The sequence below is a fragment of the Streptomyces sp. NPDC055506 genome, from assembly GCF_053643595.1.
The window spans coordinates 1-24014 of the sequence record NZ_JBSHKH010000016.1 but is presented as its reverse complement, the minus strand read 5'-3'; the positions used below and the strand labels follow the sequence as shown (position 1 = coordinate 24014).

Below are 24014 nucleotides of genomic sequence, written 5' to 3'. Positions count from 1 at the left end.
GACGGACGGCACGGTCGAAGGCCGGCCGGTGGCGCGGCTGGCCCTCGTCCCGCTGCTCACGCGTTTGGCGGCCCTTCGCGAGAGTGAGTGCCGGGAGCGGTCGAGAATTGACACGACATATGCGGCAGAACAGCCGGCCGCTTCGCCGGAGGAGGCATCTACATGCGCCGTGCAGGTTTCGTCGTCGCCGCCACGACCGCGCTCACGCTGGGTACCGCCGGCCAGGGCTGGGCGGAGACCACCAGTGGCGACATCACGACCAGCTGGGGAGACCGGGCCCGCATCCAGCTGACCTGGGTCGACCGGAACTCCTTCCACAACGGCGCCCTGGCCGTCGCCGACCAGACCTGCGACGACCGTCCTGTCCGCGCGACCCTCACCGTCCAGACCGGATCCGGCGCCGCCCGTCCGCTGAGCGACTACCACAACACCGACGGCTGCGACACGACCGCCGACTTCCAGGACATCGCCGCCTCCGACCCGACCGGCATCAGAAGCCTCACCATGACCCTGTGCCGCAGCGCACCCGGAACACCGGAGGAGTGCGAGACCGGGTACATCGCCGCGAACCCCTACTACGGCTCCTGATCTCGTGCCGCCCGGCCCCGGGCGGGAACCTCACTCGCGGCCGCGTCCCAACTGGTGCCATTCGTGACAGCACCCGTCGGCACAGGCCCGCTCTCGCCGCCGCGCGTCTGCGAGTCCCAAGACCTGGAGCAGCAGACGAAACGCCCTGACTCGCTCGTGCAGCGGCGTCAAGCCGGCGACCTTTCCCAACTGCTCGTCGATTCGTCCCCGTGTGACCAGCATCGACGGGGTGTGGGTCGGCCTGAGCCCGGACCGCCGGATGCCCTCCACTGCGTCCTCGCCGGTAGCACGTGCCTGGACGCAGAACTGGTGCAGTTCCCGCAGCACAGCGGACTGTTCCGCGTCGGCCAGCCCCTCGAACCATGCGAGCCCCTCGGCCGGCGGGCGCAAGCCCTGGGCGAGCTCGTTGAGAATCAGAGAGCGCTCATTCACCTGCAGCACCTTCCGGCTCGGCTGTCAGTTTCCTGACGGGTCCAGTACATAGGCGTCCGCGTCCTCCGGGAAGCACTTCGGGTCGGTGACCGGCCCGCCGCGAGGATCAGGCCCGCCGACCATCCGGCGGGCCGCATGGGAGGCCGGTGCCGGAACGCAACGCCGGCCGGGCCTCACATGTGCACCACGGGCGCCGCGTCAGGGTCGGTGGCCGGTACGTCGCGCCGGTAGAGGACGACGCTGATGACCAGGCCGGCGGCGAAGAAGGCGGCCGACCACCAGTAGGCGCCTGCTGGCGTCGGGATCAGCGACGTGACCCGGCGTCAGGACTCCCCGCGACGCTCGGAGGGCCTGCCCGAATCGGCGACTCGGGCAGGCGTCGTCGGATGACGGCGGACCGCTGCGCCCGGCCGGTGGGCGGCGTGCAGCCGGGCGCGGAGGAGTCGAGGCCGGGGGAGATGGTGAGGGTCCTGCCGTTGACGCCCGCGAGGTACCGGGTGCGGCCCTTGCGGCGGGCGACGACGACATGGCTGCCGGAGTCGGCGGCCAGGAAGGGTGTCTCGTCCCAGGCGACCGGGACGGTGCTCAGCAGCGCGCGCACCTAGGGCGACAGCCCCGAGGCAGGCCTCGGGGCTGTCGGCGATGACGGATCTTCTGGACGGCTTGCCTGGATCCTCACTGCTCAGTGTGTCGCGAGGGCACTCGGTAACCTGACCGCCGTGATGGTGGGCAGCGAAGAAACCCGGCTGGTCGTCCTGCGCGGCAACAGCGCCTCGGGCAAGTCGTCCGTCGCGGCCGCGCTCCGCGAGAGGTTCGGCCGTGGCCTGGCCCTGGTCGGCCAGGACAACCTCCGCCGCATCGTCCTGCGCGAGCGCGACCGGCCCGGTGCCGCGAACATCGGCCTGATCGACCTGACGGCCCGTTACGCGCTGGACGCCGGATTCCATGTCGTGGTCGAGGGCATCCTCTACGCCGACCGCTACGGCGACATGCTCGCCCGGCTGCGCGCCGACCACCGGGGCCCGACCCGCGGCTACTACCTGGACGTACCGTTCGCCGTAACCCTCGCCCGGCACGCCACCAAACCGATCGCCGACGAGGTCAGTGAGGCACAACTGCGCGACTGGCACCGGCCGCTCGATCTGCTGCCGGGCCGGATCGAGACCGTCATCGGCGCCGGCAGCGCCCTGCACGAGACCGTCGATCGCATCATGCTCGAGACCGGCCTGGACCGCCTTCCCGCACGGGACCGCTGACCGGCGTGGCGCGGGCCGCCGCAGGGCGGATCGACGCGAACGCCGTGGCGAGGTGGTCGAGCAGGGGCGTTGCGGCGGGGTGCGGGTCGCGGCGCGGGGTGATCGTGTAGATGCCGCGGGCCGGGGGGTCGACGAGGTCCACGGTGGTGACGTCGGTCCGCAGGGCGCGTGTCAGCACGCCGGGTATGAGCGCGATGGCGTGACCGGTCGCGACCAGGGCCAGCTTGCCGGGCAGATCGGCCGCGACGAGGTCGATGCGGGCGCTGACTCCGGCGCGGGCGGCGTGCTGGCGCAGCAGCGCCGCCGAGCCGTCGTTGTCCTCGGCCCAGGTCTGGTCGGCCAGGGCGTGGATGTGCACCGGGCCCCGCCCGGCCCGCGGATGGTCGACGGGCAGCGCGACGACCATGTCGTCCAGCCCGAGGAACCGTCGTTCGACCCGCGGATCCTGGGGCAGTCCGGGCGGGGCGTCGGTGACGACGGCTACGTCGAGATCGCCGTCGAGCACGCGGTGGTGCAGCTCCGGGCTCAGGGCGGGGAGGAGACTCCACCGAACGGATTCGGTCTGCCGCAACAACGCCCGGATGGCTTCGGGCACGATCCCCGTGGCCAGGGAGGGCGTCGCGCCGACGGCCAGCGGCCGGTTGAACGCCCCCTCATGGGCGTCGCGCGCGGCGCGAACGGCGCGGTCGGCCTCGTTCAGCGTGGTCTGGGCGTGGCGCCGGAACACCTCGCCGGCGGGTGTCGGCCGGACGCCGCGCGCATGGCGCTCCATCAGGGGCACGCCGAGCTCCCGCTCCAGACCTGCGATCTGCCGGGAGACGGCCGACTGCGTGTGATGGAGCTCGGCGGCCGCCGCCGACAGCGACCCCAGACGGCACACGGTCACGAACGTTCGCCACACCGTCAGTTCCATCGCGCCAGTATGCCCAGTGGGTATGCGAGTTCCGCAGGGCAGGGCTGCGAAGTCCGCGCTTGTCGCAGTCGACGCGGTGCACGAGTCTGGCGCGTATGACCACACCACACACGATCGCCGTCCTCGGTCTGGGGCGCCTGGGCAACGCGATGGCGACCCGTCTGACGGCCCAGGGCCGGCACGTCGTCGGCTGGAGCCGCTCAGGGCGCACGGCAGGCGCCGTCGAGACGACCGCCGATCCGGACGAGGCCGTGGCGAAGGCCGGCCTCGTGCTCCTGGCGCTGTTCGACGGCCCGGCCTGCCGGCAGGTCCTCGACGAGGTCCGTGACGTGCTGCGCACGGACACGATCGTGCTGAACACCAGCACCGTCGCACCCGCCGAAGCGTCCGAGCTGGCCCGGCGGTTCGGCCCGTCCTACGTGCATGCGCCCGTGCTCGGATCCGTGCCGGCCGCCGCCGCGGGCGCTCTGCGGTTCCTCGCCGCCGGCGACCACGACGCTGTCGACCGCGCCCGGCCGGTTCTGGAGACGCTGGGCACCGTGCGGCGCGTGGACGACGCCTCCACCGCCGCGGCGCTCAAGCTGATCGCCAACAACAGCCTCGCCGGTGCCGTCCTCGCGCTGCGCGACTCGCTGCGGCAGGCCGACGCCCTCGGCCTGCCCCGCGCCCAGGTGCTGGACGTCCTCGAACTCGGCCGGCTCGGCGGACTCGTGACCGCCAAGAGACCCTTCCTCGCCCGAGAATCGGCCGCTGTCACGGCCGAGTTCACCATCGGTGCGCTGGCCAAGGACATGGCCCTGCTGGCCGACGCGTCGAACACCCCGCTGCGCGGCGCGGCCGGCCTGGCCGACCCTCCCGCCGACCCCGAGGCCGACATCGCCGTCGCCGCCACGGTCCCCGCGGTCGCGGACGTCGTGCTCGAACCGCTCCGCGCCTATATGCGCGGACACGCCACCGGCGACCCCGCCCACTTCCGCGAGGCGTTCCTGCCCACCGCGCACATCGAGGGACGTCGGGACGGGGCGTTCGTCTCCTGGCGCCTGGACGAGTACTGCGCTCTCTTCCCGGGCCGGCCGGCCCAGGACGAAGCGACCCGCTCCCGTCGCATCGACGCCGTCGACGTCCACGGCACGGTCGCGACCGCCACCATGACGCTGCGGCACGGCGCTGACCTCTTCACCGACCTCTTCCTGCTGGTCCGAGCCGACGGCGGCGGCTGGCGCATCGCCAACAAGGCCTATCACCGACACTCGTGACATGACGAAAGCGGAGAAGACGACCACGCGGACGCACCACGTCGACCACGAACTCATCAAGGCAGCGGCCGACATCGCCCGCACTCGCTGCCGGGGCGACAACCACACCATGGCGGCCGCGGCCCGCGCTCAGGACGGGCGGATCGTCACGGCGGTGAACGTCTACCACTTCACCGGAGGCCCCTGCGCCGAGCTGACCCTCATCGGCGCGGCAGCCGCACAAGGGGTCTATGAACTGGACACGATCGTCGCCGTGGGCGACCGCGACCGGGGAGTCGTCCCTCCGTGCGGCCGGTGCCGTCAGGTCCTTCTCGACTACTTTCCCGCCCTCGAGGTCATCGTCGGCGAGGGCGACCGCGTCCGAACCGTCCGTATCACCGACCTGCTCCCCGAGAGCTATCTCTGGGCCGACCACCAGGACGACGCCGAGTAGGGCAGCGCCTCACTGGTGAAGCCCTCCGGAGGCCGACCGAGCGTGCTCCCCGCGCATCTCGACCCGCTCGGGGGTGTCCGCGCTTCCGGCTCGATGAGAGGTCGCGGCAGCTCAATTCATTATTTATGAATAATCCTTGACAGGGTTGGGGCGGCTCCCCAGGCTTCTGCCATGACCCAACCCAGCCACGGCCTTCCCACCCGCCGCACCGTCGTCACGGCACTCGGCGCGGCCGGCCTGGTCGCCCTGCCCGCCTGGCCGCAGACGGCCCGTGCCGCGGACGGCGGCCCGGTGCTCGACACCCACCCGGCCACCGAGCCCTCCGGCACCCATGTGCGCGAGGTCGGCGATACCGGCGTCGTCTTCCAATACGGCGCCGTGCTCCCCGCCTTCGACGGCTGGCGCACCCGAGAGCCGACCCGCGACTACCTGTCCCTGGACCGGCGGTGGCGCTTCCGCTTCGACCCCGGCAACCAGGGACTCGGCGAAGGCTGGCAGTCCTCGGACCTCGACGACCGGGCCTGGGGCCTCATCGACGTGCCATCGGCCTGGGATCTGCTGGACACCCCCGGATTCGGCTCGGAGACCGCCCCCTTCGGCAAGGGCACGGCGTTCACCGACGGCTACGCCTGGTACCGCACCGCCGTCGACGTGCCCGGGTCCTGGCGTGACCGCCACGTCCGCATCGCCTTCCTGGCCGTCGGCTACAGCGCCGAGGTCTGGCTCGACGGCGTGCGTCTCGGCAAGCACGAAGGGGCCAACTCGCCCTTCGCGCTTCCGGTGTCGGGGGCGCTCCGGCCGGGCAGGCGCCAGACGATCGCCGTACGGGTCTTCCGCCGGGCGAGCTACACCGACTACACGGCCACGCCGCCCCAGCCGGTCACCGACGACCACGAGATCCCGTACAAGCCCGTCGACTACTGGCCCTACGCGGGGCTGACCCGCTCGGCCTGGATCGAGGCGGTTCCGCGGGTCACCATCGCCAAACTGCTCGTGGCCGGAGCGAACGGGCGTGTCGAGGCGCGCGCGGTCGTCGAGAACCACGGGATGTCCGCCTTCGACGGCTGGCTCACCCTGGACCCCGGTCGCGAGAGCGGCGGCCGTCCCGTCGTGGTCCCGGCCCGGATCGCCGCCCGATCGGCCGGCGTCGTACGCGCGACGGTCCGCGTCCCCCACGCCCCACGATGGAGCCCGGACTCACCGCACACCCTCACCGCCCGCGCCACCCTGACCGCCAAGCGGCCTTCGGGCCCACGGGTGGACACCCTGTCCACCGTCTACGGCATTCGCGAACTGGCCGTCGCCGACGCCAAGTTGCGGTTGAACGGCAAGCCCCTCTTCCTCAAAGGCCTCAACTGGCACGAGGAGACGGCCGCACACGGCAGGGCCATGACGCCCGCCGACTACGACCGGGAACTGGGCCACATCACGGCACTGGGCGCCGACCTCATCCGCAACTGCGTCTACAACCGCCACCCCTACGTCTACGACTGGGCCGACGAGCACGGCGTGCTCGTGATGGACGACATTGACACCATGTGGCTCAACACCGCCCAGGAGAAACTGCAGACCGAACGCTACGGCCTCGCCCGGGCACAGGCCCTGACCATGGCGTGGAACCAGCACAACCACCCCTCGGTGATCCTCTGGGGACTGCAGAACGAGTCGGAGATCGACGCCGACGGCGCTCCCGTCTACCGGGCCTGGCTCGCCGACCTCAAGGCGGCCGTGAAGGCGGTCGACCTCACCGCCCGGCCCGTGACCTGGGCGTCCAGCACCAGCAACGACCCGGCCTTCGACCTCGCCGACGTCATCGGCTTCAACGAGTACTTCGGCTACTTCTACGGCAAGGACGCCGACCTGGGCCCCACGCTGGACGCGGTGCACGCGAAGTATCCCGACAAGCCGATCCTGATCACCGAGAACGGCACCTGGTCCCTGGCCGGCAACCACGGCCCCGGCACCACCGAGGGCACGGAGGAATGGCAGGCGGCCGGCTTCACCGCCCACTGGACACAGGTGGTCGCACGCAGCGAGTTCGTCGCCGGTTTCACCTACTGGGTCCTCAAGGACTACAAGCAGCGAGCCGGGTACAACCAGGCGTACAACGGCATCTCCGTCATGGGCCTGCTCACCTTCGGCGAGGAGCGGCCCAAGCTCGTGTACGAGACGTTCCGGAAGGCGACCGGCCCGCGGACCGGGTGAACTCAGCCCTTGACGCTGCCCTGGGTCAGGCCGGACCGCCAGTAGCGCTGCAGGACGAGCATCGCGGCGGCCAGCGGAAGGATCGAGAGGAACGCGCCGCCCACCGTGAGCTGGTAGAGGTCGGGATCGCGCTCGGCCGCCGACTGCCAGGTCGTCAGGCCCAGGGTGATGGGGTACTTCCGGTCGTCGGAGAGCATCACCAGCGGCAGGAAGTAGTTGTTCCAGATGCCGACGAACTGGAAGAGGAAGACGGTCACCAGCGCGGGGGTCATCGTGCGCAGGACGAGCGTGCCGAAGATCCGCCACTCGCCGGCGCCGTCGACCCGCGCCGCCTCCAGCATCTCGGCGGGCACCGCCGCCTCGGCGTAGATGCGGCACAGATACACCCCGAACGGACTGACCATGCTGGGGATCAGCACGGCCCAGTACGAGTCGGCCAGGCCCACCTTGCTGAACAGCAGGTACATCGGCAGGGCGAGCGCCGTGCTGGGGAGCAGCACCCCGGCGAGTACGCCCTTGAAGACCGTCTCCCGGCCGCGGAACCGGTAGACGGCGAGGGCGTAGCCGGCGGCACACGCGAGCAGCGTGGCCAGCGCACCGCCGACCCCGGCGTACAGCAGGCTGTTCGCGGTCCAGCTCCAGAACATGCCGTCGCCGTAGGAGAAGACGTTCGCCATGTTCTGCGGCCACCGCGGATCGGAGAACCACAGCCCGAAGGTGCCGAAGAGGCCGGCACTGCTCTTGGTGGAGGCCACCAGCAGCCAGTAGACGGGCAGTAGGAAGTAGAGCGCCGCGACGGACAGCAGCGCGACCAGCAGGATGCGCGAGGCCGCCGGCTTCTTGACGTGCGGTGTGGACACGCTCACCGTGCATCCCTTCCCTTCCCGCGGTTCACCAGGCTGAGGAAGCCGAAGGACAGCAGGCTCGCGACGAGGGCGAGGATCACCGACTCGGCCGCGGCGAGGTAGATGTTGTTGTTGGCGAACGCCTCGTTGTAGGCGCTCAGATTCGGTGTGTACGAGCTGGTGACCGTCGACGTCAGCGGCTTGATGACCAGGGGCTCGGCGAACAACTGCAGCGTGCCGATGATGGAGAAGACACCGGTGAGGACGAGGGCGGGCCGGGCCAGCGGCAGCTTGATCCGGATCGCCGTCTGCCAGGCACCGGCCCCGTCGATGCGCGCGGCCTCGTAGAGCTCCTGCGGGATCGCCTTCAGCTGGGCGACGATCACCAGCATGTTGTAGCCGGCGAACTCCCAGATCACGATGTTGGCGATGGACCACAGCACGCCGTCGTGGCCGAGGAAGTCCGGCGCGAGGCCCACCCTGCCGAGCAGGTCGACGATCGGGCTCACGCCCGGTACGTAGAGGAACCCCCACAGGATCGAGGCGATGACACCGGGCACGCCGTACGGCAGAAAGTAGGCGGCACGCAGCACGCCCGCCCAGCGGTGGGAGACGGTGTCGAGTGCCAACGCCAGCGCGGTGGACAGCAGCAGCATCACCGGGATCTGCACGAGGCCGAAGAGCAGCACCCGCGCGAAGCTCTCCAGGAACGCCGACTGCTGCAACGCGAGGGCGTAGTTGTCCAGCCCGGCGAAGCCCACGGCGGCCGGGCCGAGGCCCAGCGGGCCGGAGCGGACCGGCTTGAGCAGGCTCTGGTAGACGGCGTAGCCGAGCGGAAGGACGAAGGAGAACAGGAAGAGGGCGACGAAGGGGAGGACGAAGCCCCATGCCGCCCGGTCCGGGCGCGCGGACCGCCGGCCGCCCGGTTCGGACTCCTTCGTACGGCTGACCGGCGCGGACGTCCGCGTCCTGGTGGTCGCGGTGCTCATCGCGCGCTCCTCGCCTTCAGGCCCTTGGCTCGCAGGTTGTCCACGGAGCTGCGCTGCGCGTCGGCGAGCGACGAGGCGAGCGTGCCGTCCGAGGCCATGGCAGCGCCGAAGGCGTCCCCGAGCCGGGAGAAGTCGGCGTCCGTGGTGGGGGACCACTTCCAGGAGGTGTCGATGGCCCGGTCGGACGCGGTGAACACGTCGTTGTACCGCTGTCCGCCGAAGAACGGGTCGGGCTTGTCGAGTGCCGATCCGCGAAAGACGCCGGTGGCGGCGGGCCAGCCGTAGCCCACCGAGATGTTCAGATCGACGGCCCGGGGGTCGGTGTTGAGCCAGTGCGCGAACCGCAGCGCCTCGCGCGGGTGGCGGCTGCCCTGGAGGACGGCGGTGGAGGATCCGCCCCAGTTGGCGGAGGCGTTGTCGCCCGCCGTCCACTGGGGGAGCGGGGCGACCCGCCACTTCCCCTCGGTGCCGGGCGCGTTGCCGCGCAGCAGGGCGTCGCCCCACTGCGGCCCGACCCAGGCGGCGATCTGTCCGGTCTGGACCTGCCGGTACCAGGCGCTGGACATGTCGGGTCCGACGAAGACGAGGTCGTCGCGGACCAGCCTCTCCCAGTAGTCGGCGACCTCGCGCGACAGGCCGCCGTCCATGTCGACGACCCAGGTGTCGCCCTGGGTGCGCACCCACCGCGCACCCCGCTGCCAGCACATCGCGGCGAACCAGGTGGGCTGGTTGGGCGCGAACGTGCACAGCCGGGCACCGCTGCCGCGTTCCCTGACCACGCGGGCGGCCCGCTCGAACTCGGCCCACGTGCCGGGCGTCCCGATGCCCCACTTCTCGAAGAGGTCCCTGCGGTAGAAGAGCCCCATCGGGCCCGAGGCCTGCGGGATCGTACGGACCCGCCCCCCGAAGACACCCTGGTTCCACTGCCACGGCACATAGCTGTCGCGCAGCTCGTCGGCACCGTACGCGCTCAGGTCCGTCAGGCCGTTGACCAGCATGAAACCGGGCAGCTCGTGATACTCGACCTGCGCCAGGTCCGGCGGGTTGCCCGCGGTCAGCGAGGAGTGCATCTTCTGGTAGCCGCCCTGGGTGTTGGCGGGGATGCTCTGCAACTCGACGTGGATGCCGGGGTGCGTCCGGTTCCACAGGTCGACGGTCTTCCGCATCGGCACCCACGTCCAGAAGACCAGCTTCACCGGCCGGCCGGGCCGGGCGGGTTCCTGCCGGGTCGTGCGGGCGGCTCCGACGGTCTGGCCGCAGGCGGTGAGGGCCGGGAGCGCGGCGAGTGCCCCGGCACCCCATCCGAGCACAGACCTCCGCGAGAGTGGTGAGCTGTTCATGTACGTCCCCTGTCCGGAGCTCGGTTGTCTCTACGGCTCGACCAGTACGGCCACTCCGGCTGCCGGCAGCGTGAGGCGGTCGGCGGGAGCGGCCCCTTGACCCAGGGCATCGGTCATCGGCTCCGGGAGCGTGATCTCCACCTCTTCCGGGCCGTGGTTCAGCAGGAAGACGAACCGTCCGCCGTCGCCTTCACGCACGGTCGCCTGAACGTGCTCGGGAAGTCCCGGGAGCACGGGCCTTACGGACGCCGTCCGGCACACCTCCTCCATCAGCGCCCGCATGGCCTCCGGTGCGAGCCGGGTCGCGACGTACCAGGCCTCTCCCTCGCCGAAGGAGTGACGGGTGACGGCCGGCTGCCCGGACAGCGGCCCCGAGTCGAAGTAGGCGACCGACCGCGCCCCTTCGGGCACGACGGCCTCGGACCACAGGTCGGCGCGGCTGACGGTGCCGTCCGAGTGCCGGACGTCGACCGTCTCCCGCTCCGCCAGCGGCCAGAACTCCTCGACGCGCAGTCCCAGCACCTCGCGCAGCGGTGCGGGGTACCCGCCCAGGTGCACCCGGTCGCAGTCGTCGACGATGCCGGAGAAGAACGACACCAGCAGCCGGCCGCCGCCGCGGACGAACTCCGTGAGGCGCTCGGCGTCCGGCTGCTTCAGCAGGTACAGGCTGGGCACTACGACGAGGCGGTAGCCGGACAGGTCCCGGTCGGGAGGTACGACATCACAGGCGATGCCTGCCTCGAACAGCGGCCGGTAGTGGGCGAGCGCGATCTCCGTCTGGTCCAGCGCGGTGGACGGGTGCGAGTCCAGCTCCAGCGCCCACCAGCTGTTCCAGTCCAGCACCAGGGCGGCATCGGCGGTGGACCGGGTGCCGGCGATCCGCGGCACGGACGCCAACTCGCGGCCCAGCTCGCTCACTTCACGGAAGGTGCGGGTGTCGGTGCCGCCGTGCGGGACCATCGCCGAGTGGTACTTCTCGGCACCGCCCCGGGACTGCCGCCACTGGAAGTACAGGACCGCGTCCGCGCCCTGGGCGACCGCCTGCCAGCTCCACAGCCGCATCCGCCCCGGCGGCTTGGGCCCGTTGCGGTCCCGCCAGTTCACGGCACTCGGGGCCTGCTCCAGCAGCATCCACGGCTGCCCGGAGCGGGCGGACCGGGTGACGTCGAAGATGAAACCCGCCGACACATGCGTGTTCTCGTCGTGCGGGTCCTGGTAGACGTCGACCGAGACGACGTCCTCGTGGGCGGCCCAGCGGAAGGCGTCGACGGGCTTGTGCACCCCGATGAAGTTCGTCGTGACGGGCACGTCCGGGGTGATCCGCCGCAGGACGTCCTTCTCCGCCAGATAGCACCGCAGCAGCGCGTCGTCGGAGAACCGGGCGAAGTCCAGCTGCTGGGCGGGGTTGGGGAAGGTCGGCGCGAGACGCGGGGGCAGCACCTCGTCGAAGCTGTCGTAGCGCTGCGCCCAGAAGGCCGTCGACCAGGCGTCGTTGAGCGCCTCGACGTCGCCGTACCGTTCGGACAGCCAGCGCCGGAAGTCGGCCGCCGATTCGTCGCACCAGCACATCGGGGTGTGGCAGCCGTACTCGTTGCCGATGTGCCACAGCTCCAGCGCGGGGTGGTCGGCGTACCGGGTGGCCAGCCGCTCGACCAGGTTTGCGGCGTACTCGCGGTAGACGCGGCTGGAGGGACAGTAGTGCTGGCGTCCGCCGGGCCACAGGGGCCGGCCGTCGGCGGTCTCGGGGAGGATCCCGGGGTGCAGCCGGGACAGCCACGGCGGCGGGGACGCCGTCATGGTGGCCAGGCAGACGGCCACGCCCGCGCCGGCGAGGTTGTCCATCACCCGGTCGAACCAGTCGAAGTCGTACTCACCGGGCCTCGGCTCCACCTTGGCCCAGGAGAAGATCCCGGCCGTCACCAGGGAGACGCCGGCTTCCTTCATCAGCGCCATGTCCTCGGCCCACACCTTCTCGGGCCACTGCTCGGGGTTGTAGTCGCCGCCGAAGGCGATTCCGGCCGGGCGCAGGTGCCGCCGGGCGTCGGTCGGTACTGAGTCTGGCTGTCGCATGGCGGTCAGTCTCAGAGCGCCCTCACCACCCCGTCAAGATATATTCATTATTAATTGAAACAGCTAGGATGAACGTAGGCCACATGGGTGCGGGCGGCGGAGGGGAGAGGCGCACGATGACGGAATGCCACAGGATGGCGGGGCGCGTGGCGGTGATCACCGGCGCGGCGCACGGGATCGGCGCGGCCACGGCGCGCAGACTCGCGGCCGAGGGCGCGACGGTCGTCGTCACGGACGTGGACGACACCGCCGGCAAGACGGTCGTGGCGGACATCGAGGCCGGCGGGGGACGCGCGGAGTACCTGCGCTGCGATGTGACCTCGGGCGCCGACTGGGAGCACCTGGGCCGCCATGTCCGGGAGCGCCACGAACGCCTCGACGTGCTGCACAGCAACGCCTACGCCCAGTTGAACAAGCCGGCGCACGAACTGAGCGAGGCCGAGTGGGACGGCCAGATGGCGGTGCTGCTCAAACCGGCCTGGCGGGGGATGAAGACCTTCGCGGCGCTGTTGCGGGAGTCCTCGGGGTCGGTCGTCCTCACCTCCTCGGTACACGCGGTCATCGGCCTGCCCGGCCACGCCGCCTACGCCGCGGCGAAGGGCGCCCTGTGCTCGCTGGGGCGTCAACTGGCGGTCGAGTACGGGCCGGAGATCCGGGTCAACACCGTGCTGCCCGGCCCCATCCTCACCTCCGCCTGGGAGGGGATCCCGGAGCCCGACCGGGCGCGCAGCGTGGCGGCCACGGCGGCCAAGCGGTTCGGGCGGCCGGAGGAGGTGGCCGCCGCGGTCGCCTTCCTGGCGTCGCCCGACGCCTCCTATGTGACCGGTGCGAGCCTCGTGGTCGATGGAGGATGGAGCGTCATGAAGGAGTCCTCGTGAGCGGCGCCCACCGTGTGCGCCATCAGCGACCAGGACCGGAGCGGAAACGGAGAACGTGGTGACCCATCCCGGTAAGGGGCTGCACGGCCAGGCCGTGGAGGAGCTTGGCCGGCGCATCATCCGCGGCGACTACCCCCCGGGCTCCGTGGTGGACCCGGTCAGGTTCGAGACGGAGCTCGGCGTCAGCAAGACCGTGGTCCGCGAGGCGATGCGCGTGCTGGCGTCCAAGGGCCTGCTCGAGTCGAAGCAGAAGCGCGGTACGACCATCCGGCCCCGGGCCGACTGGAACCTGCTCGACAGCGACCTGCTGCGCTGGCAGGGCAGCAGTGCCCCGACCGACGGCTTCCTGGAGGACCTCGCCGAGGTGCGCGCGATAGTCGAGCCTGCCGGGGCCCGGCTCGCCGCGACCCGCCGCACACCGTCCGACCTGGACGCGATGCGACAGGCGATCGAGGCGATGGCCGCGGCGGGGACGGACGCGGAGGCCATGGTCGAGGCGGACCTGGCCTTCCACCGCGCCCTGCTGGACGCCGCCCACAACGAACTGCTGAGCCGCATGGAGGTCGTCATCGAGGCCGGTCTGCGCGTCCGCGACCGGATCGTGCACGGCGCCCGGCACTTCTCCGACTCCATACCCGTGCACCAGGAACTGCTGGACGCGGTCGAAGCGGGCGACCCGGACGCCGCCGTGGCCGCCGTCGCGTCCCTCCTGGCCCAGGCCTCCGACGACCTGGCGGCGGTACGGGCCGGTGAAGACCGCGACGACCTCGCGAACGACACGCCGTCTAAGGAAACTCGTTGAAGATAACCGGACTTGAGACGTTCCCGGTGGCCCCGCGCTGGCTGTTCCTGCGCATCGCCACCGACGAGGGCATCACCGGCTGGGGCGAGCCCGTGGTCGAGGGCCGCGCCGACACCGTGCGCGCCGCCGTCCACGAACTGGCCGACTACCTGGTCGGCCGCGACCCGCTGCGCATCGAGGACCACTGGCAGGTCCTCACCAAAGGCGGCTTCTACCGCGGCGGCCCGATCCTCTCCAGCGCCGTCGCCGGAATCGACCAGGCACTGTGGGACATCGCCGGCAAGACCTACGGGGCACCCGTACACCGTCTCCTCGGCGGCCCGGTCCGGGACCGCGTCCGGATGTACGCCTGGATCGGCGGCGACCGGCCGAGCGATGTGGCGGAACTCGCCGAGGAGCAGATCAAGGCGGGCTTCACCGCCGTGAAGATGAACGCCTCGGCCGAACTCGCCCCGATCGACACCCCGGCACGCACCGCCGAGGTCGTCGAACGCGTCGCGGCCGTCCGCGAGGTGCTCGGCGACGAGCGGGACATCGCCGTCGACTTCCACGGCCGAGTCTCCACCGCCATGTCGCGCCGCCTGCTGCCCCTCCTCGAACCACTGCACCCCCTCTTCGTCGAGGAACCCGTCCTGCCCGAACACTCGGGTCACCTGCGCAGCCTGGTCGAGTCGACGAACATCCCGCTCGCGACCGGCGAACGCCTCTACTCCCGCTGGGACTTCCGCGAGGTAATGGCCAGCGGCATCGCCGTCGCCCAGCCCGACCTGTCGCACGCCGGAGGCATCTCCGAGGTCCGCCGCATCGCGGCCATGGCCGAGACGCACGACGTCGCCATGGCGCCCCACTGCCCCCTCGGCCCGATCGCCCTGGCCGCCAGCCTGCAGATCGCCTTCTCCGTGCCGAACTTCCTGATCCAGGAACAGAGCATGGGCATCCACTACAACCAGCAGTGCGACCTGCTGGAGTACGTGATGGACCCCGAGCCGTTCCGCTTCGAGAGCGGCTACGCCGTCCGCGGAACCCGCCCGGGTCTCGGTGTCGAGATCGACGAGAAGGCCGTACGCCGCGCCGCCGAGACCGGGCACCGCTGGCGCAACCCCGTATGGCGGGGCGCCGACGGGGCGTTCACCGAGTGGTGACACCGTCGAGTCCGTCGCGCCGCACGCACCCCACGCACAAGGAGAGCCCGCTTTCATGAACCTGGTGGAATCGCTCCGAGCCCACCGCCTGCTGGCGATCGTCCGCGGCAAGGATCCCGCCGCGGCCCTGCGCACCGTACGCACCCTCGCCGAGGAAGGCGTCGCCGCCGTCGAGGTCTCGCTGACCACCGCCGACGCCCTGACCGTGATCCGGCAGGCGCGAACCGATCTGGGCCCCGACGCCCTGCTCGGCGCGGGCACCGTGCGCTCGGCCGCGGACGCCGCCCGCGCCGTCGACGCCGGTGCCTCCTACCTCGTCACCCCGGCACTGGTCGACGGTCTGGCTGCGTACGGCGTACCCGTGCTGATGGGCGCCCTGACCCCGAGCGAGATCGAGGCCGCCCTCGCACGGGGAGCCGACGCGATCAAGCTCTTCCCCGCCTCCCTCGGCGGACCGGGCCATCTGCGGGCCCTGCGCGACCCGTTCCCCGAGGTGCCCATCGTCCCGGTCGGGGGAGTGGACGCGTCGGCCGCCCGTGCCTACCTGGACCGGGGCGCCCTCGCCGTCGGCGTCGGCTCACCGCTCGTCGGGGACGCGGCCGACGGCGGCGACATCGGACAACTCCGTGCCCGCGCGGCCGAGTTCCGCAAGGTGGTCGCGGAGGAGGCGCCGTGACGGCAGCGGCCGCACCGGACGTGGTGACCTTCGGCGAGACCATGGCGGCGCTGCGGGCCCAGGGCGCGCTGCGGCTGGGCGGCAGCCTCGGACTGTCCGTGGCGGGAGCCGAATCGAACGTCGCCATCGGCCTCGCCCGGCTCGGCCACCGGGTGCGCTGGGCCGGCCGGGTCGGTGCGGACGAACTCGGCGCACTGGTGCTGCGTACGCTCCGCGCCGAGGGCATCGACACCGGCCACGCGTCCGTCGACGACAGCGGCCGGCCCACCGGACTGCTGCTGACCGAACCCCGCCTGGGCACGCTCACACGGGTCAGCTACTACCGCGCCGGTTCAGCGGGTTCGGCCGTCTCACCGGCCGATGTCCTGCCCGCCCTGACCGCTGGATCCCGGGTCCTGCATCTGACCGGCATCACCCCGGCGCTCGGCCCGTCGGCGGCCGAGGCGGTCCGGGCCGCCGCCGCGGCCGCCCGGGCCGCCGGCATCACCGTCTGCCTCGACGTCAACTACCGCTCCCGGCTGTGGTCCCACGACCGGGCCCGCGCCGCCCTCAGGCCGCTGCTGGCCCACACCGACCTGCTCATAGCCTCCGAGGACGAGCTGCCGCTGGTGCTGGAACGGCCCGCCGCGGCCGAGTCGGAGGCCGTGCGCAGCCTCCTGTCCGCGGGCGTCGGCGAGGTGGTCGTCAAACGCGGCGCACGCGGCGCGACCGGCTTCACCGCCGAAGGGGCGACCGACCGCGCCGCTCGCCGGGTCGACGCCGTCGATCTGGTCGGCGCGGGCGACGCCTTCGTGGCCGGATACCTCTCCGGACTCCTCGACGGCGCGGACCTCCCCGCCCGTCTGCACCGGGCCGTCACCACTGCGGCCTTCGCCGTCGCCACCCGGGGCGACTGGGAAGGCCTGCCGACCCAGGACGAACTCGGCCTGCTCGACCGGCCCGACGGCACGACCATCCGCTGATCCAGGAGGCTGAGCATCCACGGCGGCAGCCGCGCTGCCAGGCGGGCGCGGCCGAGGATGCCGATGATCTCCGAGGAAGAGGTGGTCACTGGACGGGTTTCTTCTGGAGGGCCGTGGCCTCGGTCTCGGCCGGAGTGTGCGGGAGGTCGTCGGTACCGCGCTTCGCCTCGCGATGCCTTCGGCGGGCAGTCCGATGGAGTTGCCGGCTGCGATGAGCACGACGATGGAGGCGGAGGCGACACCGGCCATGCCCTTGGAGAGGACCACCAGCACGCCGACCATGAGGAGCAGGGCCGGCAGCGAGGTGTCTGCGCCGTAGGCGTTGGCGAGGAAGACCAGGGCGGCGGCCTGGTAGAGGACCGAGCCGTCGGTGTTGAAGGAGTACCCGAGGGGGACGACGAACGAGGTCGTCGACCGGATGAGGCCGAACGCCTCCAGCTGGCCCATCAGCGGGGCCGGCACCGACCCGGAACTGCGGGTGACGACGGCGATCCCGGCCAGCCCGGCGATCGACTTCATCAGCGGGATGTAGCGGATGCGGTAAGCCGCGGCGATCAGCGGGAAGAGCACGCCGACGTCGATCGCCAGGCCCGCGTAGACGACGGCGATGAAGCCCATCAGGCCGCGCAGGTTGCCGAAGCCGTAGTGGGTGACGTCGTAGGAGATGAAGCCGAGGACGCCCAGCGGCGCGATGCGGATGACGTAGCCGACGACCTTGAACATCACCGAGGCGACGGGCTCCAGGACGTTGGCGAAGGGCTCGGACTTCTCGCCGATCGCGATCAGCAGGATGACAGTCGTGACGATCTCAAAGTAGAGGATGGCCTTGCCGGCGATCCGGCCGACCTTCTTGACCGACTCCATGCGGGCGATGCCCAGCACGATGAGCGGGAAGACCAGCGGCAGGACCACGACCTGCACCAGGTTCAGGAACACCTCCCCGAGGATCTTCATCTGCTCGCCGGCCGAGGGGGCGAGGGTTCCGGTCAGGGCTCCGAGGCAGACGGCGATGATCGACTGGAGTTGGCCGTCAAGGGGCCCGCACGGCCGAGCGGTATCGGATGGCGCGGAGCGCGCGCATCGAGCGCGACCTGGTGGGAGAGGCAGCCGTGCTGCGTACCTACAACTGGATAGGCCATACCGGTAGCTAGACTGGCCGGTATGACCCGCCGCGACCAGCAATCCGATGGCCCCGCCGCGCAGCCGCTGCGCAGCGACGCCGAGCGCAACCGGGAGCGGATCATCGCCGCCGCGCGCCTGATGTTCGCGCGTGACGGCCTGAACGCGTCCATGGCGTCCGTGGCCCGTGAGGCGGGGGTGGGGATCGCCACGATGTTCCGGCGCTTCCCGACGAAGGAGGAGCTGGTCGCCGCCGTCTTCTCCGACCGCATGGACGCCTATGCCGAAGCGGTCGCGGTCGCTCTGGAGGACCCCGACCCCTGGAACGGGTTCGTCGGCTACATCGAGAAGGCCTGCGCGATGCAGGCCGCCGACTTCGGCTTCGCCGACGTCCTGACCATGACCTTCCCCACTGCCAAGGCGCTGGAACGGCGCCGCGACGAGGCGTACGCGTCCATGGTCGAGCTCATCGGCCGTGCCAAGGCCGCCGGGCGGCTGCGCGCGGACTTCGACCCCTCGGACCTGGTGCTGATCCACATGGCCAACGCCGGTGTCGTCAACGCCACCGGCGAGGCGGCGCCCGACGCCTGGCGCCGTGTCGTCGCCCTGCTGATCCAGTCCCTGGAGGCCCCCGCGCGCGGGCCGCTGCCCGACTCGCCCGAGCACGACGCCCTCTACAAGGCCATGCTCCGCGCCGGCCCCGGGGGTCCCGCCGCTGTGGCCCCCGACGAGAGCGGCTGATCTCCGGACCGGATCGGCCCGTACAGGAAAGGGAGTTGACCGACATGGCACTGGTCCTCGTGACCGGCGCGGCCGACGGACTCGGGCGCGACACGGCCGACGCGCTGGCCGACGACGGGCACGAGGTGGTGATCCACGTCCGCAGCCCGGCCCGTCTCACCGAAGTGGGGGACACGGCCCGGTGGAAGGGCGCCGTCACCGGGGACCTCGCCGAGCCGGAGGAGATCCGCGAGGTCGCCCGGCAGGCCTCCGGGTTCGGCCGTTTCGACGCCGTCATCCACAACGCCGGCGTCATGAACCGCCCGGAGGACGTCACCGTCAACACCGTCGCGCCCTACCTGCTGACGGCCCTGATGGAGAAGCCGGGCAGGCTCGTCTACCTCAGCAGCTCCATGCACCGGACCGGCTCCATCGACCTGCGACGGCTGACCACCGGCACGGCTTCCTACGACGACACCAAGCTGTGGGTGACCGCCCTCGCGCTCGCCTTCGCGTCCCGCTGGGAGGGAACGTCCAGCCACGCGGTCGACCCGGGGTGGGTCCCCACCCGCATGGGCGGTCGCCACGCACCGGACGACCTGACCGCCGGGCATCAGACCCAGGTCTGGCTCGCCACGCACCCCGACGTGACCCCGAGCACCGGCGGCTACTGGCACCACCGGCGGGTACAGACACCGCACCCCGCCGCGCGGGACGAGGAGTTCCAGGCCCGCCTCATCGAAACCCTGGAGCACCACACGGGCGTCCCGCTCGACTGACGGGGGCTCATGACCGACCGCCCTCCGCGGTGCCCGCGGCCACGACCCCCGGCCGCCGTTCCCCCACCCGCGTCGTCCATGCCGGTGCCGTCCACGGAGGCGGGGTAGGGGAGGCCGACGTCGAAGGGCGCGACCTGGCTGACCGGCAGCAGCAGGACGTCGTACGTCGCGAAGAACTCACGCACCCGGTGGAAGAGCGCGACCTGCAACACTTGGGCGCGGCCCAGGTCGGGGCCCGATACATCGGATGAGTCGCGCTACTGAGGTCATTGACAGGTGCACGAGTGCTGCTAGGTTCCGCGATACACCCGATGTATTGATGAGCCGTCAGCTCTGGAGGACGCATGACCTCACAGCCGGAGCACCATTCAAAGGTGGCCCGCAGAGCCGTACTCGGCACCGCCCTCTCCGGCGCGGCAGCAGCCGCCCTGCCCGGAACAGCCCACGCGGAGGAGTCCGGACAGACGCTGCCGTCCGCCGCCGACGGGGGTGCCGGACGCCCCTGGAGTCTCCGCGACACCATGACCACCGACGGTGCCTGGGCGACGTTCCTGCGCGGCCAGGACCTGCTGTGGACCAGGCTGCCCACCCGCTGGTACGAGGGCCCGTTCCTCGGCGACGGGCTGCTCGGCAGCATGATCTACCGGGAGCCGGACGCCAACCGCGTCCGCTTCACCGTCCAGCACGGCCGGGTCCAGGACCACCGCCCCGAGTTCGGCAGCGGCTGGGGCACCTGCCGGCTGCCGGTGGGGCACCTGACGCTCGACCCCGTCGGCACCATCACCGCCGTCGACTGGCGGCTGAGCCTGTGGAACGCCGAACTCACCGGCACCGTCACCACTACCGCCGGCACCCTCACCCTCTCCGCACTCGTCCACGAAGAGGTGCTCGCCGTCCGGGTACGGGCCTCCGGCGGCGAGCGGACCGTCTGGACCTTCCACCCCGAGGAGGCCATCAGCCCCCGGAAGATCCAGGAGGCCCCGCCCGCCGACTACACCCCCAACCCGCCCTGGACCACCCGGACCGCCGCCGACGGCACCGAGCAGGTCCTCCAGCCCCTCACCGGCGGCCAGACCGCCACCGCCTACCGGCGCGACGGCGACGAACTGCTGCTCAGCGTCGGGCACAGCGCCCCCTCCACCACCGCCGCCGAGGCCGACTCACTCCGCAACCTGCGGGGAGCGACCTCGTACGGTGCCCTCAGGCGACGGCACAGCCGCTGGTGGCACGCCTTCTACAAGAAGAGCTTCGTCTCGTTCCCCGACCAGCGGCTGCAGAGCTTCCACTGGATCCAGCTCTACAAGGCCGCCTCCGCCAGCCGCGCGGACGGCCCCGTCATGGCCACCTGCGGGCCGTGGCTGGAGCCCACCCCCTGGCCCGCGGTCTGGTGGAACCTCAACATCCAGCTGGAGTACTGGCTCGTCCACGGCTCCAACCACCTGGAACTCGACGCGCTCGCCACCACCCTGCGCCGCAACCAGGAACAGCTCATCGCCAACGTGCCCGCCGCCTACCGCGCCGACAGCTCCGGCGTCGGACGCAGCTCCGACATGTTCGCCAACCGCGCGGTGGGCAGGCCCGGCTCCGGCAGCGAGGTCGGCAACCTCACCTGGGCGCTGCACAACGTGTGGCTGTCCTACCGGCACTCCATGGACGAGGCCCTCCTGCGCGACACGGTCTTCCCGTTGCTCCGCCGGGCCGTCGCCTACTACCTGCACTTCCTCACCCCTGGCAGCGACGGCAAGCTCCATCTGCCCAGCACGCTCTCGCCCGAGTACCCCGTCGTACCGCCGCAGGACACCACCTACGACCTGGCCCTGATCCGCTGGGCCTGCCAGACCCTCATCGACTCCGCCGAACTCCTCGGCATCGACGACCCGTCGGCCCCGCGCTGGCACGAGGCGCTGGCCAAGCTCACGCCCTACCCGGTCGACGGCAACGGCTTCATGATCGGCGCCGGCACCCCGTACGCACAGTCCCACCGCCACTACTCGCACCTGCTGATGGTGTACCCGCTGTACCTCGTCAACTGGGACCAGCCCGAGAACCGCGAACTGATCACCAGGTCGATCGAGCACTGGCACGCGCTGACCGGCGCCCACCGCGGCTACAGCTACACCGGCGCCGCCTCCATGTACGCGATGACCGGCGACGGCGACACCGCGATCACCTATCTCCGGAAGTTCTTCGACACCTCCACCCGCTACCCCTGCCAGGCCAACACCCACTACACCGAGGCCGGTCCGGTCATCGAGACACCGCTGTCCGCCTCGCAGTCCCTGCACGACATGTTCTGCCAGAGCTGGGGCGGCGTGATCCGCGTCTTCCCCGCCGTCCCCACGGCGTGGGCGGACCTCACCCTGCACGACTTCCGCACGCAGGGCGCCTTCCTGGTCAGCGCCGTCCGCAAGGCGGGCAGGACCCGGTTCATCCGGATCAAAAGCCTGGCGGGCGAGCCCCTCAAGCTGAAGCACGGGCTCGGCGGCCGGCTCACCGTGCTCCTCGACGACGGCCGCCCCGCCCGCACCCGCGACCTGGGCGACGGGGTGCTCTCCATCGACCTGCCCAAGGGCCGCGAGGTGCTCGTGCACTCCGGCTCCCGCCCCGACCTCGTCATCGCGCCGGTCACCGTCAGCGAACCGGGCCCCGCCTGGGGACTGCCGTAAAGCCCACACACCTCGGAGGGTTCCATGGCTGTTCCGATCAGAACCGCGGTCGCCGCGCTGTGCACCGGCCTGGCGGCCACACTCCTCACGACCGCCCCCGCCCGGGCCGAGAAGCAGGAGCACACCTGGGCGGTGTCCGCCTCCGCACACGCACCCCGCGCACGGATATCCCTGGACGACAGCACCGGCACACTGAGCCTGTCCGTGACCCGGGCCGGACGTACGGTCATCGAGCCGTCGCCCGTCGGCATCGTCACCGAACAGGCCGACCTCTCCCAGGACCTCCGCTTCCTGCGGCGCAAGAGCCGGACGATCGACGAGCGGTACCGCACGAAATCCGGCAAGCGTCTGGACCGCCGGGTCCGCATGAACGAGACCCGACTGTCGTTCGCCACCCCGAAGGGTGCCCGGCTCGACCTCCTCGTCCGGGCCTCCGCCGACGGCGTCGCCTACCGGTACGTCCTGCCCGCCGCGTCCGGCGACGTGCTCGGCGAGACCTCCGCCTTCCACCTGCCGCCGGACGCGAGCGCGTGGCTGGGCACCTACCGGGCCGACAACGAGGGCCAGTTCGTCCGGTACACGGCCGCCACCGCCCCCACCGGCGAGTACTCGGACCAGGCGCTGTTCGCGACCGACGGCGGCTACACCCTGCTCGCCGAGTCCGACCTCACCGGTGCCTACTCCGGCGCCCGGCTCGCCCACGAACAGGGCACCGGCGCCTACCGCGTCAAGCTCGCCGACGACCGGGTCCGCACCGACGGCCCCCTCGCCACCCCCTGGCGGGCCATGGTCACCGGCGACCTGTCCACGGTCACCCGCTCCACCTTCACCGACGACCTCGCCCCCGCGTCGAAGGCCGGCGACACCTCCTGGATCAAGCCCGGCACCGCCCTGTGGACCTGGCTCGCCGGCGGCCGCCCGGCCGGGCAGAGCCTCGCCGCGCAGAAGGCCTACGTCGACTACGCCGCCGAACGCGGCTGGCCCTACGAGGCCGTCGACGCGGGCTGGTACTTCAAGGCCGACGCGTGGGACACCACCGACCCGGACTGGCAGACCAACAGCTGGATGCCCGAACTCGTCGACCACGCGCGCGCCAAGGGCGTCGGCATCATCGTCTGGATCCACCAGCGCGACCTCGACACGGCCGAGGAACGCGCCCGGTGGCTGCCCACCCTGGAACGCTGGGGCGTCAAGGGCGTCAAGATCGACTTCATGGACTCGGAGGCACAGTCCACGCTCCGGTGGTACGACGCGATCCTCCCGGAGACCGCCGCCCACCACCTCCTGGTCAACTTCCACGGCTCCACGATCCCCAAGGGCATCCAGCGCACCTGGCCGCACGTCATGACCCTGGAGGGTGTCGCCGGCGAGGAGAAGCGCACCAACACCGCCGCCCACCTCACCACCCTGCCCTTCACCCGCAACGTCATCGGCTCCATGGACTTCACCCCCGGCGCCTTCCAGCGCGTCGGCCTGCGCCCCAACTCCGACGCCGCCGAGGTCGGCCTCACCGTCGCCTACGAGTCGGGCCTGCAGATGTTCGCCGGCACCCCCGAGTCGTACGACGCCCGGCCGCTCGCCCGGGCGTACTTCGACCAGGTCCCCGCGGCCTGGGACGACACCCGGCTGCTCGCCGGGCATCCCGGACAGGAAGCCGTGCTCGCCCGCCGCGGCGGCGACCGCTGGTTCCTGGGCGGGGTGTACGCCGGTGCCGCCCGCCGGGCCGAGGTGCCGCTGACCATCGGCCCCGGACGCTGGCTGGTCGAGACGGTCGAGGACGGCACCGGCGGTCTCGTCCAGAGGCGTCAGGTACTGCGCGACGGCGACACGCTCGCCGTGGATGTCGTGGCCAACGGGGGCTTCGCGGGCATCGCCTGCGCCTGGCGCCCGGGCCTGACCAGCTGTCACCGCTGAGCTTTCCGGAGGACCAGCATGAGTGTTTC

Annotated in this window: 21 protein-coding genes and 1 pseudogene; 14 read left to right on the top strand and 8 right to left on the bottom strand. The window is 71.5% G+C overall.

Annotated elements, in window-relative coordinates; genetic code table 11:
• Nucleotides 1-162 precede the first annotated feature (162 nt).
• Complete coding sequence (locus ACWIF2_RS09115; RefSeq protein ID WP_454359474.1) at nt 163-588, top strand: hypothetical protein; 426 nt, start codon at nt 163-165, stop codon at nt 586-588.
• 30 nt (nt 589-618) lie between these two features.
• Here the strand turns inward: ACWIF2_RS09115 and ACWIF2_RS09110 are convergent, their stop codons facing one another.
• Both ACWIF2_RS09110 and ACWIF2_RS09105 read right to left on the bottom strand, forming a co-directional pair.
• Nucleotides 619-1029, bottom strand: coding sequence for a DUF5958 family protein (locus tag ACWIF2_RS09110; protein WP_454359473.1), 411 nt, complete (start codon nt 1027-1029; stop codon nt 619-621).
• 295 nt (nt 1030-1324) lie between these two features.
• The gene (locus tag ACWIF2_RS09105; RefSeq protein ID WP_454359472.1) at nt 1325-1621 is read right to left on the bottom strand and encodes a glycoside hydrolase family 97 C-terminal domain-containing protein; all 297 of its coding nucleotides are present in this window, start codon (nt 1619-1621) and stop codon (nt 1325-1327) included.
• Between the two features lie 121 nt (nt 1622-1742).
• Between ACWIF2_RS09105 and ACWIF2_RS09100 the strand changes: the two genes are divergently transcribed.
• Nucleotides 1743-2276, top strand: a complete 534-nt coding sequence (locus ACWIF2_RS09100; RefSeq protein ID WP_454359523.1) for an AAA family ATPase — start codon at nt 1743-1745, stop codon at nt 2274-2276.
• Here the strand turns inward: ACWIF2_RS09100 and ACWIF2_RS09095 are convergent.
• Entirely contained in the window at nt 2230-3189 is a 960-nt protein-coding gene (locus tag ACWIF2_RS09095; protein WP_454359471.1) for a LysR family transcriptional regulator, read from the bottom strand. The genes ACWIF2_RS09100 and ACWIF2_RS09095 overlap by 47 nt on opposite strands.
• 95 nt (nt 3190-3284) lie before the next feature.
• Between ACWIF2_RS09095 and ACWIF2_RS09090 the strand changes: the two genes are divergently transcribed.
• From ACWIF2_RS09090 to ACWIF2_RS09080, 3 genes are all read left to right on the top strand, one after another.
• Nucleotides 3285-4445, top strand: coding sequence for a nuclear transport factor 2 family protein (locus ACWIF2_RS09090; protein ID WP_454359470.1), 1161 nt, complete (start codon nt 3285-3287; stop codon nt 4443-4445).
• Nucleotide 4446: 1 nt separating this feature from the next.
• Nucleotides 4447-4878: a cytidine deaminase family protein gene (locus ACWIF2_RS09085; protein WP_454359469.1), complete on the top strand. Its 432-nt coding sequence runs from the start codon at nt 4447-4449 to the stop codon at nt 4876-4878.
• 171 nt (nt 4879-5049) lie between these two features.
• Nucleotides 5050-7083 (top strand): glycoside hydrolase family 2 protein, encoded by a 2034-nt coding sequence (locus tag ACWIF2_RS09080; RefSeq protein WP_454359468.1) that lies wholly within the window; start codon nt 5050-5052, stop codon nt 7081-7083.
• A gap of 2 nt (nt 7084-7085) precedes the next feature.
• Here ACWIF2_RS09080 and ACWIF2_RS09075 read toward each other — a convergent pair whose 3' ends face one another.
• The 4 genes from ACWIF2_RS09075 to ACWIF2_RS09060 are packed head-to-tail and all read right to left on the bottom strand — an operon-like array spanning nt 7086 to nt 12327.
• The gene (locus ACWIF2_RS09075; protein ID WP_454359467.1) at nt 7086-7949 is read right to left on the bottom strand and encodes a carbohydrate ABC transporter permease; all 864 of its coding nucleotides are present in this window, start codon (nt 7947-7949) and stop codon (nt 7086-7088) included.
• Entirely contained in the window at nt 7946-8917 is a 972-nt protein-coding gene (locus ACWIF2_RS09070) for a carbohydrate ABC transporter permease (protein ID WP_454359466.1), read from the bottom strand. The genes ACWIF2_RS09075 and ACWIF2_RS09070 overlap by 4 nt, the downstream gene beginning before the upstream one ends.
• Nucleotides 8914-10257, bottom strand: coding sequence for an ABC transporter substrate-binding protein (locus ACWIF2_RS09065; protein ID WP_454359465.1), 1344 nt, complete (start codon nt 10255-10257; stop codon nt 8914-8916). The genes ACWIF2_RS09070 and ACWIF2_RS09065 overlap by 4 nt, the downstream gene beginning before the upstream one ends.
• A 30-nt stretch (nt 10258-10287) precedes the next feature.
• Nucleotides 10288-12327 carry a beta-galactosidase gene (locus ACWIF2_RS09060; protein ID WP_454359464.1) on the bottom strand — a complete coding sequence of 680 codons (2040 nt, stop codon included), beginning with the start codon at nt 12325-12327 and terminating at the stop codon, nt 10288-10290.
• 116 nt (nt 12328-12443) lie between these two features.
• On the opposite strand from ACWIF2_RS09060, the gene ACWIF2_RS09055 reads away from it, so the two are divergent.
• Genes ACWIF2_RS09055 through ACWIF2_RS09035 form a run of 5 tightly spaced genes read left to right on the top strand, consistent with a single transcriptional unit; the run spans nt 12444 to nt 16787 of the window.
• Nucleotides 12444-13205 carry an SDR family NAD(P)-dependent oxidoreductase gene (locus ACWIF2_RS09055; RefSeq protein WP_454359463.1) on the top strand — a complete coding sequence of 254 codons (762 nt, stop codon included), beginning with the start codon at nt 12444-12446 and terminating at the stop codon, nt 13203-13205.
• Nucleotides 13206-13260: 55 nt separating this feature from the next.
• Nucleotides 13261-14007 (top strand): FadR/GntR family transcriptional regulator, encoded by a 747-nt coding sequence (locus tag ACWIF2_RS09050; RefSeq protein ID WP_382488211.1) that lies wholly within the window; start codon nt 13261-13263, stop codon nt 14005-14007.
• On the top strand, nt 14004-15149 hold the full coding sequence (gene dgoD / locus ACWIF2_RS09045; protein WP_454359462.1) for a galactonate dehydratase: 1146 nt from the start codon (nt 14004-14006) through the stop codon (nt 15147-15149). The genes ACWIF2_RS09050 and dgoD overlap by 4 nt, the downstream gene beginning before the upstream one ends.
• Before the next feature lie 55 nt (nt 15150-15204).
• Complete coding sequence (locus ACWIF2_RS09040) at nt 15205-15825, top strand: bifunctional 4-hydroxy-2-oxoglutarate aldolase/2-dehydro-3-deoxy-phosphogluconate aldolase (RefSeq protein ID WP_454359461.1); 621 nt, start codon at nt 15205-15207, stop codon at nt 15823-15825.
• Nucleotides 15826-15866: 41 nt separating this feature from the next.
• Nucleotides 15867-16787, top strand: coding sequence for a sugar kinase (locus ACWIF2_RS09035; protein WP_454359522.1), 921 nt, complete (start codon nt 15867-15869; stop codon nt 16785-16787).
• 228 nt (nt 16788-17015) lie between these two features.
• On the opposite strand, the pseudogene ACWIF2_RS09030 reads toward ACWIF2_RS09035, so the two are convergent.
• Nucleotides 17016-17969, bottom strand: a pseudogene (locus ACWIF2_RS09030) (dicarboxylate/amino acid:cation symporter); the annotation flags it as partial.
• On the opposite strand from ACWIF2_RS09030, the gene ACWIF2_RS09025 reads away from it, so the two are divergent.
• The 4 genes from ACWIF2_RS09025 to ACWIF2_RS09010 all read left to right on the top strand — a co-directional run bounded on the left by ACWIF2_RS09025 (nt 17949) and on the right by ACWIF2_RS09010 (nt 23985).
• The gene (locus ACWIF2_RS09025; protein ID WP_454359460.1) at nt 17949-18647 is read left to right on the top strand and encodes a TetR/AcrR family transcriptional regulator; all 699 of its coding nucleotides are present in this window, start codon (nt 17949-17951) and stop codon (nt 18645-18647) included. The pseudogene ACWIF2_RS09030 and the gene ACWIF2_RS09025 sit on opposite strands and share 21 nt — an antisense overlap.
• A gap of 44 nt (nt 18648-18691) precedes the next feature.
• Nucleotides 18692-19405 (top strand): SDR family NAD(P)-dependent oxidoreductase, encoded by a 714-nt coding sequence (locus ACWIF2_RS09020; RefSeq protein WP_454359459.1) that lies wholly within the window; start codon nt 18692-18694, stop codon nt 19403-19405.
• 344 nt (nt 19406-19749) lie between these two features.
• Entirely contained in the window at nt 19750-22071 is a 2322-nt protein-coding gene (locus ACWIF2_RS09015) for a glycosyl hydrolase family 95 catalytic domain-containing protein (RefSeq protein ID WP_454359458.1), read from the top strand.
• A gap of 24 nt (nt 22072-22095) precedes the next feature.
• Complete coding sequence (locus tag ACWIF2_RS09010; protein ID WP_454359457.1) at nt 22096-23985, top strand: glycoside hydrolase family 97 catalytic domain-containing protein; 1890 nt, start codon at nt 22096-22098, stop codon at nt 23983-23985.
• The last annotated feature ends 29 nt before the right edge of the window (nt 23986-24014 follow it).

Coding starts and splice junctions, on each gene's coding strand:
- ACWIF2_RS09040 (WP_454359461.1), top strand. CDS start 15,205: ATGAACCTGGTGGAATCGCTCCGAGCCCACCGCCTGCTGGCGATCGTC.
- ACWIF2_RS09025 (WP_454359460.1), top strand. CDS start 17,949: ATGACCCGCCGCGACCAGCAATCCGATGGCCCCGCCGCGCAGCCGCTG.
- ACWIF2_RS09035 (WP_454359522.1), top strand. CDS start 15,867: ATGGCGGCGCTGCGGGCCCAGGGCGCGCTGCGGCTGGGCGGCAGCCTC.
- ACWIF2_RS09080 (WP_454359468.1), top strand. CDS start 5,050: ATGACCCAACCCAGCCACGGCCTTCCCACCCGCCGCACCGTCGTCACG.
- ACWIF2_RS09095 (WP_454359471.1), bottom strand. CDS start 3,189: ATGGAACTGACGGTGTGGCGAACGTTCGTGACCGTGTGCCGTCTGGGG.
- ACWIF2_RS09090 (WP_454359470.1), top strand. CDS start 3,285: ATGACCACACCACACACGATCGCCGTCCTCGGTCTGGGGCGCCTGGGC.
- ACWIF2_RS09055 (WP_454359463.1), top strand. CDS start 12,444: ATGACGGAATGCCACAGGATGGCGGGGCGCGTGGCGGTGATCACCGGC.
- ACWIF2_RS09060 (WP_454359464.1), bottom strand. CDS start 12,327: ATGCGACAGCCAGACTCAGTACCGACCGACGCCCGGCGGCACCTGCGC.
- ACWIF2_RS09065 (WP_454359465.1), bottom strand. CDS start 10,257: ATGAACAGCTCACCACTCTCGCGGAGGTCTGTGCTCGGATGGGGTGCC.
- ACWIF2_RS09010 (WP_454359457.1), top strand. CDS start 22,096: ATGGCTGTTCCGATCAGAACCGCGGTCGCCGCGCTGTGCACCGGCCTG.
- ACWIF2_RS09070 (WP_454359466.1), bottom strand. CDS start 8,917: ATGAGCACCGCGACCACCAGGACGCGGACGTCCGCGCCGGTCAGCCGT.
- ACWIF2_RS09015 (WP_454359458.1), top strand. CDS start 19,750: ATGACCTCACAGCCGGAGCACCATTCAAAGGTGGCCCGCAGAGCCGTA.
- ACWIF2_RS09085 (WP_454359469.1), top strand. CDS start 4,447: ATGACGAAAGCGGAGAAGACGACCACGCGGACGCACCACGTCGACCAC.
- ACWIF2_RS09100 (WP_454359523.1), top strand. CDS start 1,743: ATGGTGGGCAGCGAAGAAACCCGGCTGGTCGTCCTGCGCGGCAACAGC.
- ACWIF2_RS09115 (WP_454359474.1), top strand. CDS start 163: ATGCGCCGTGCAGGTTTCGTCGTCGCCGCCACGACCGCGCTCACGCTG.
- ACWIF2_RS09020 (WP_454359459.1), top strand. CDS start 18,692: ATGGCACTGGTCCTCGTGACCGGCGCGGCCGACGGACTCGGGCGCGAC.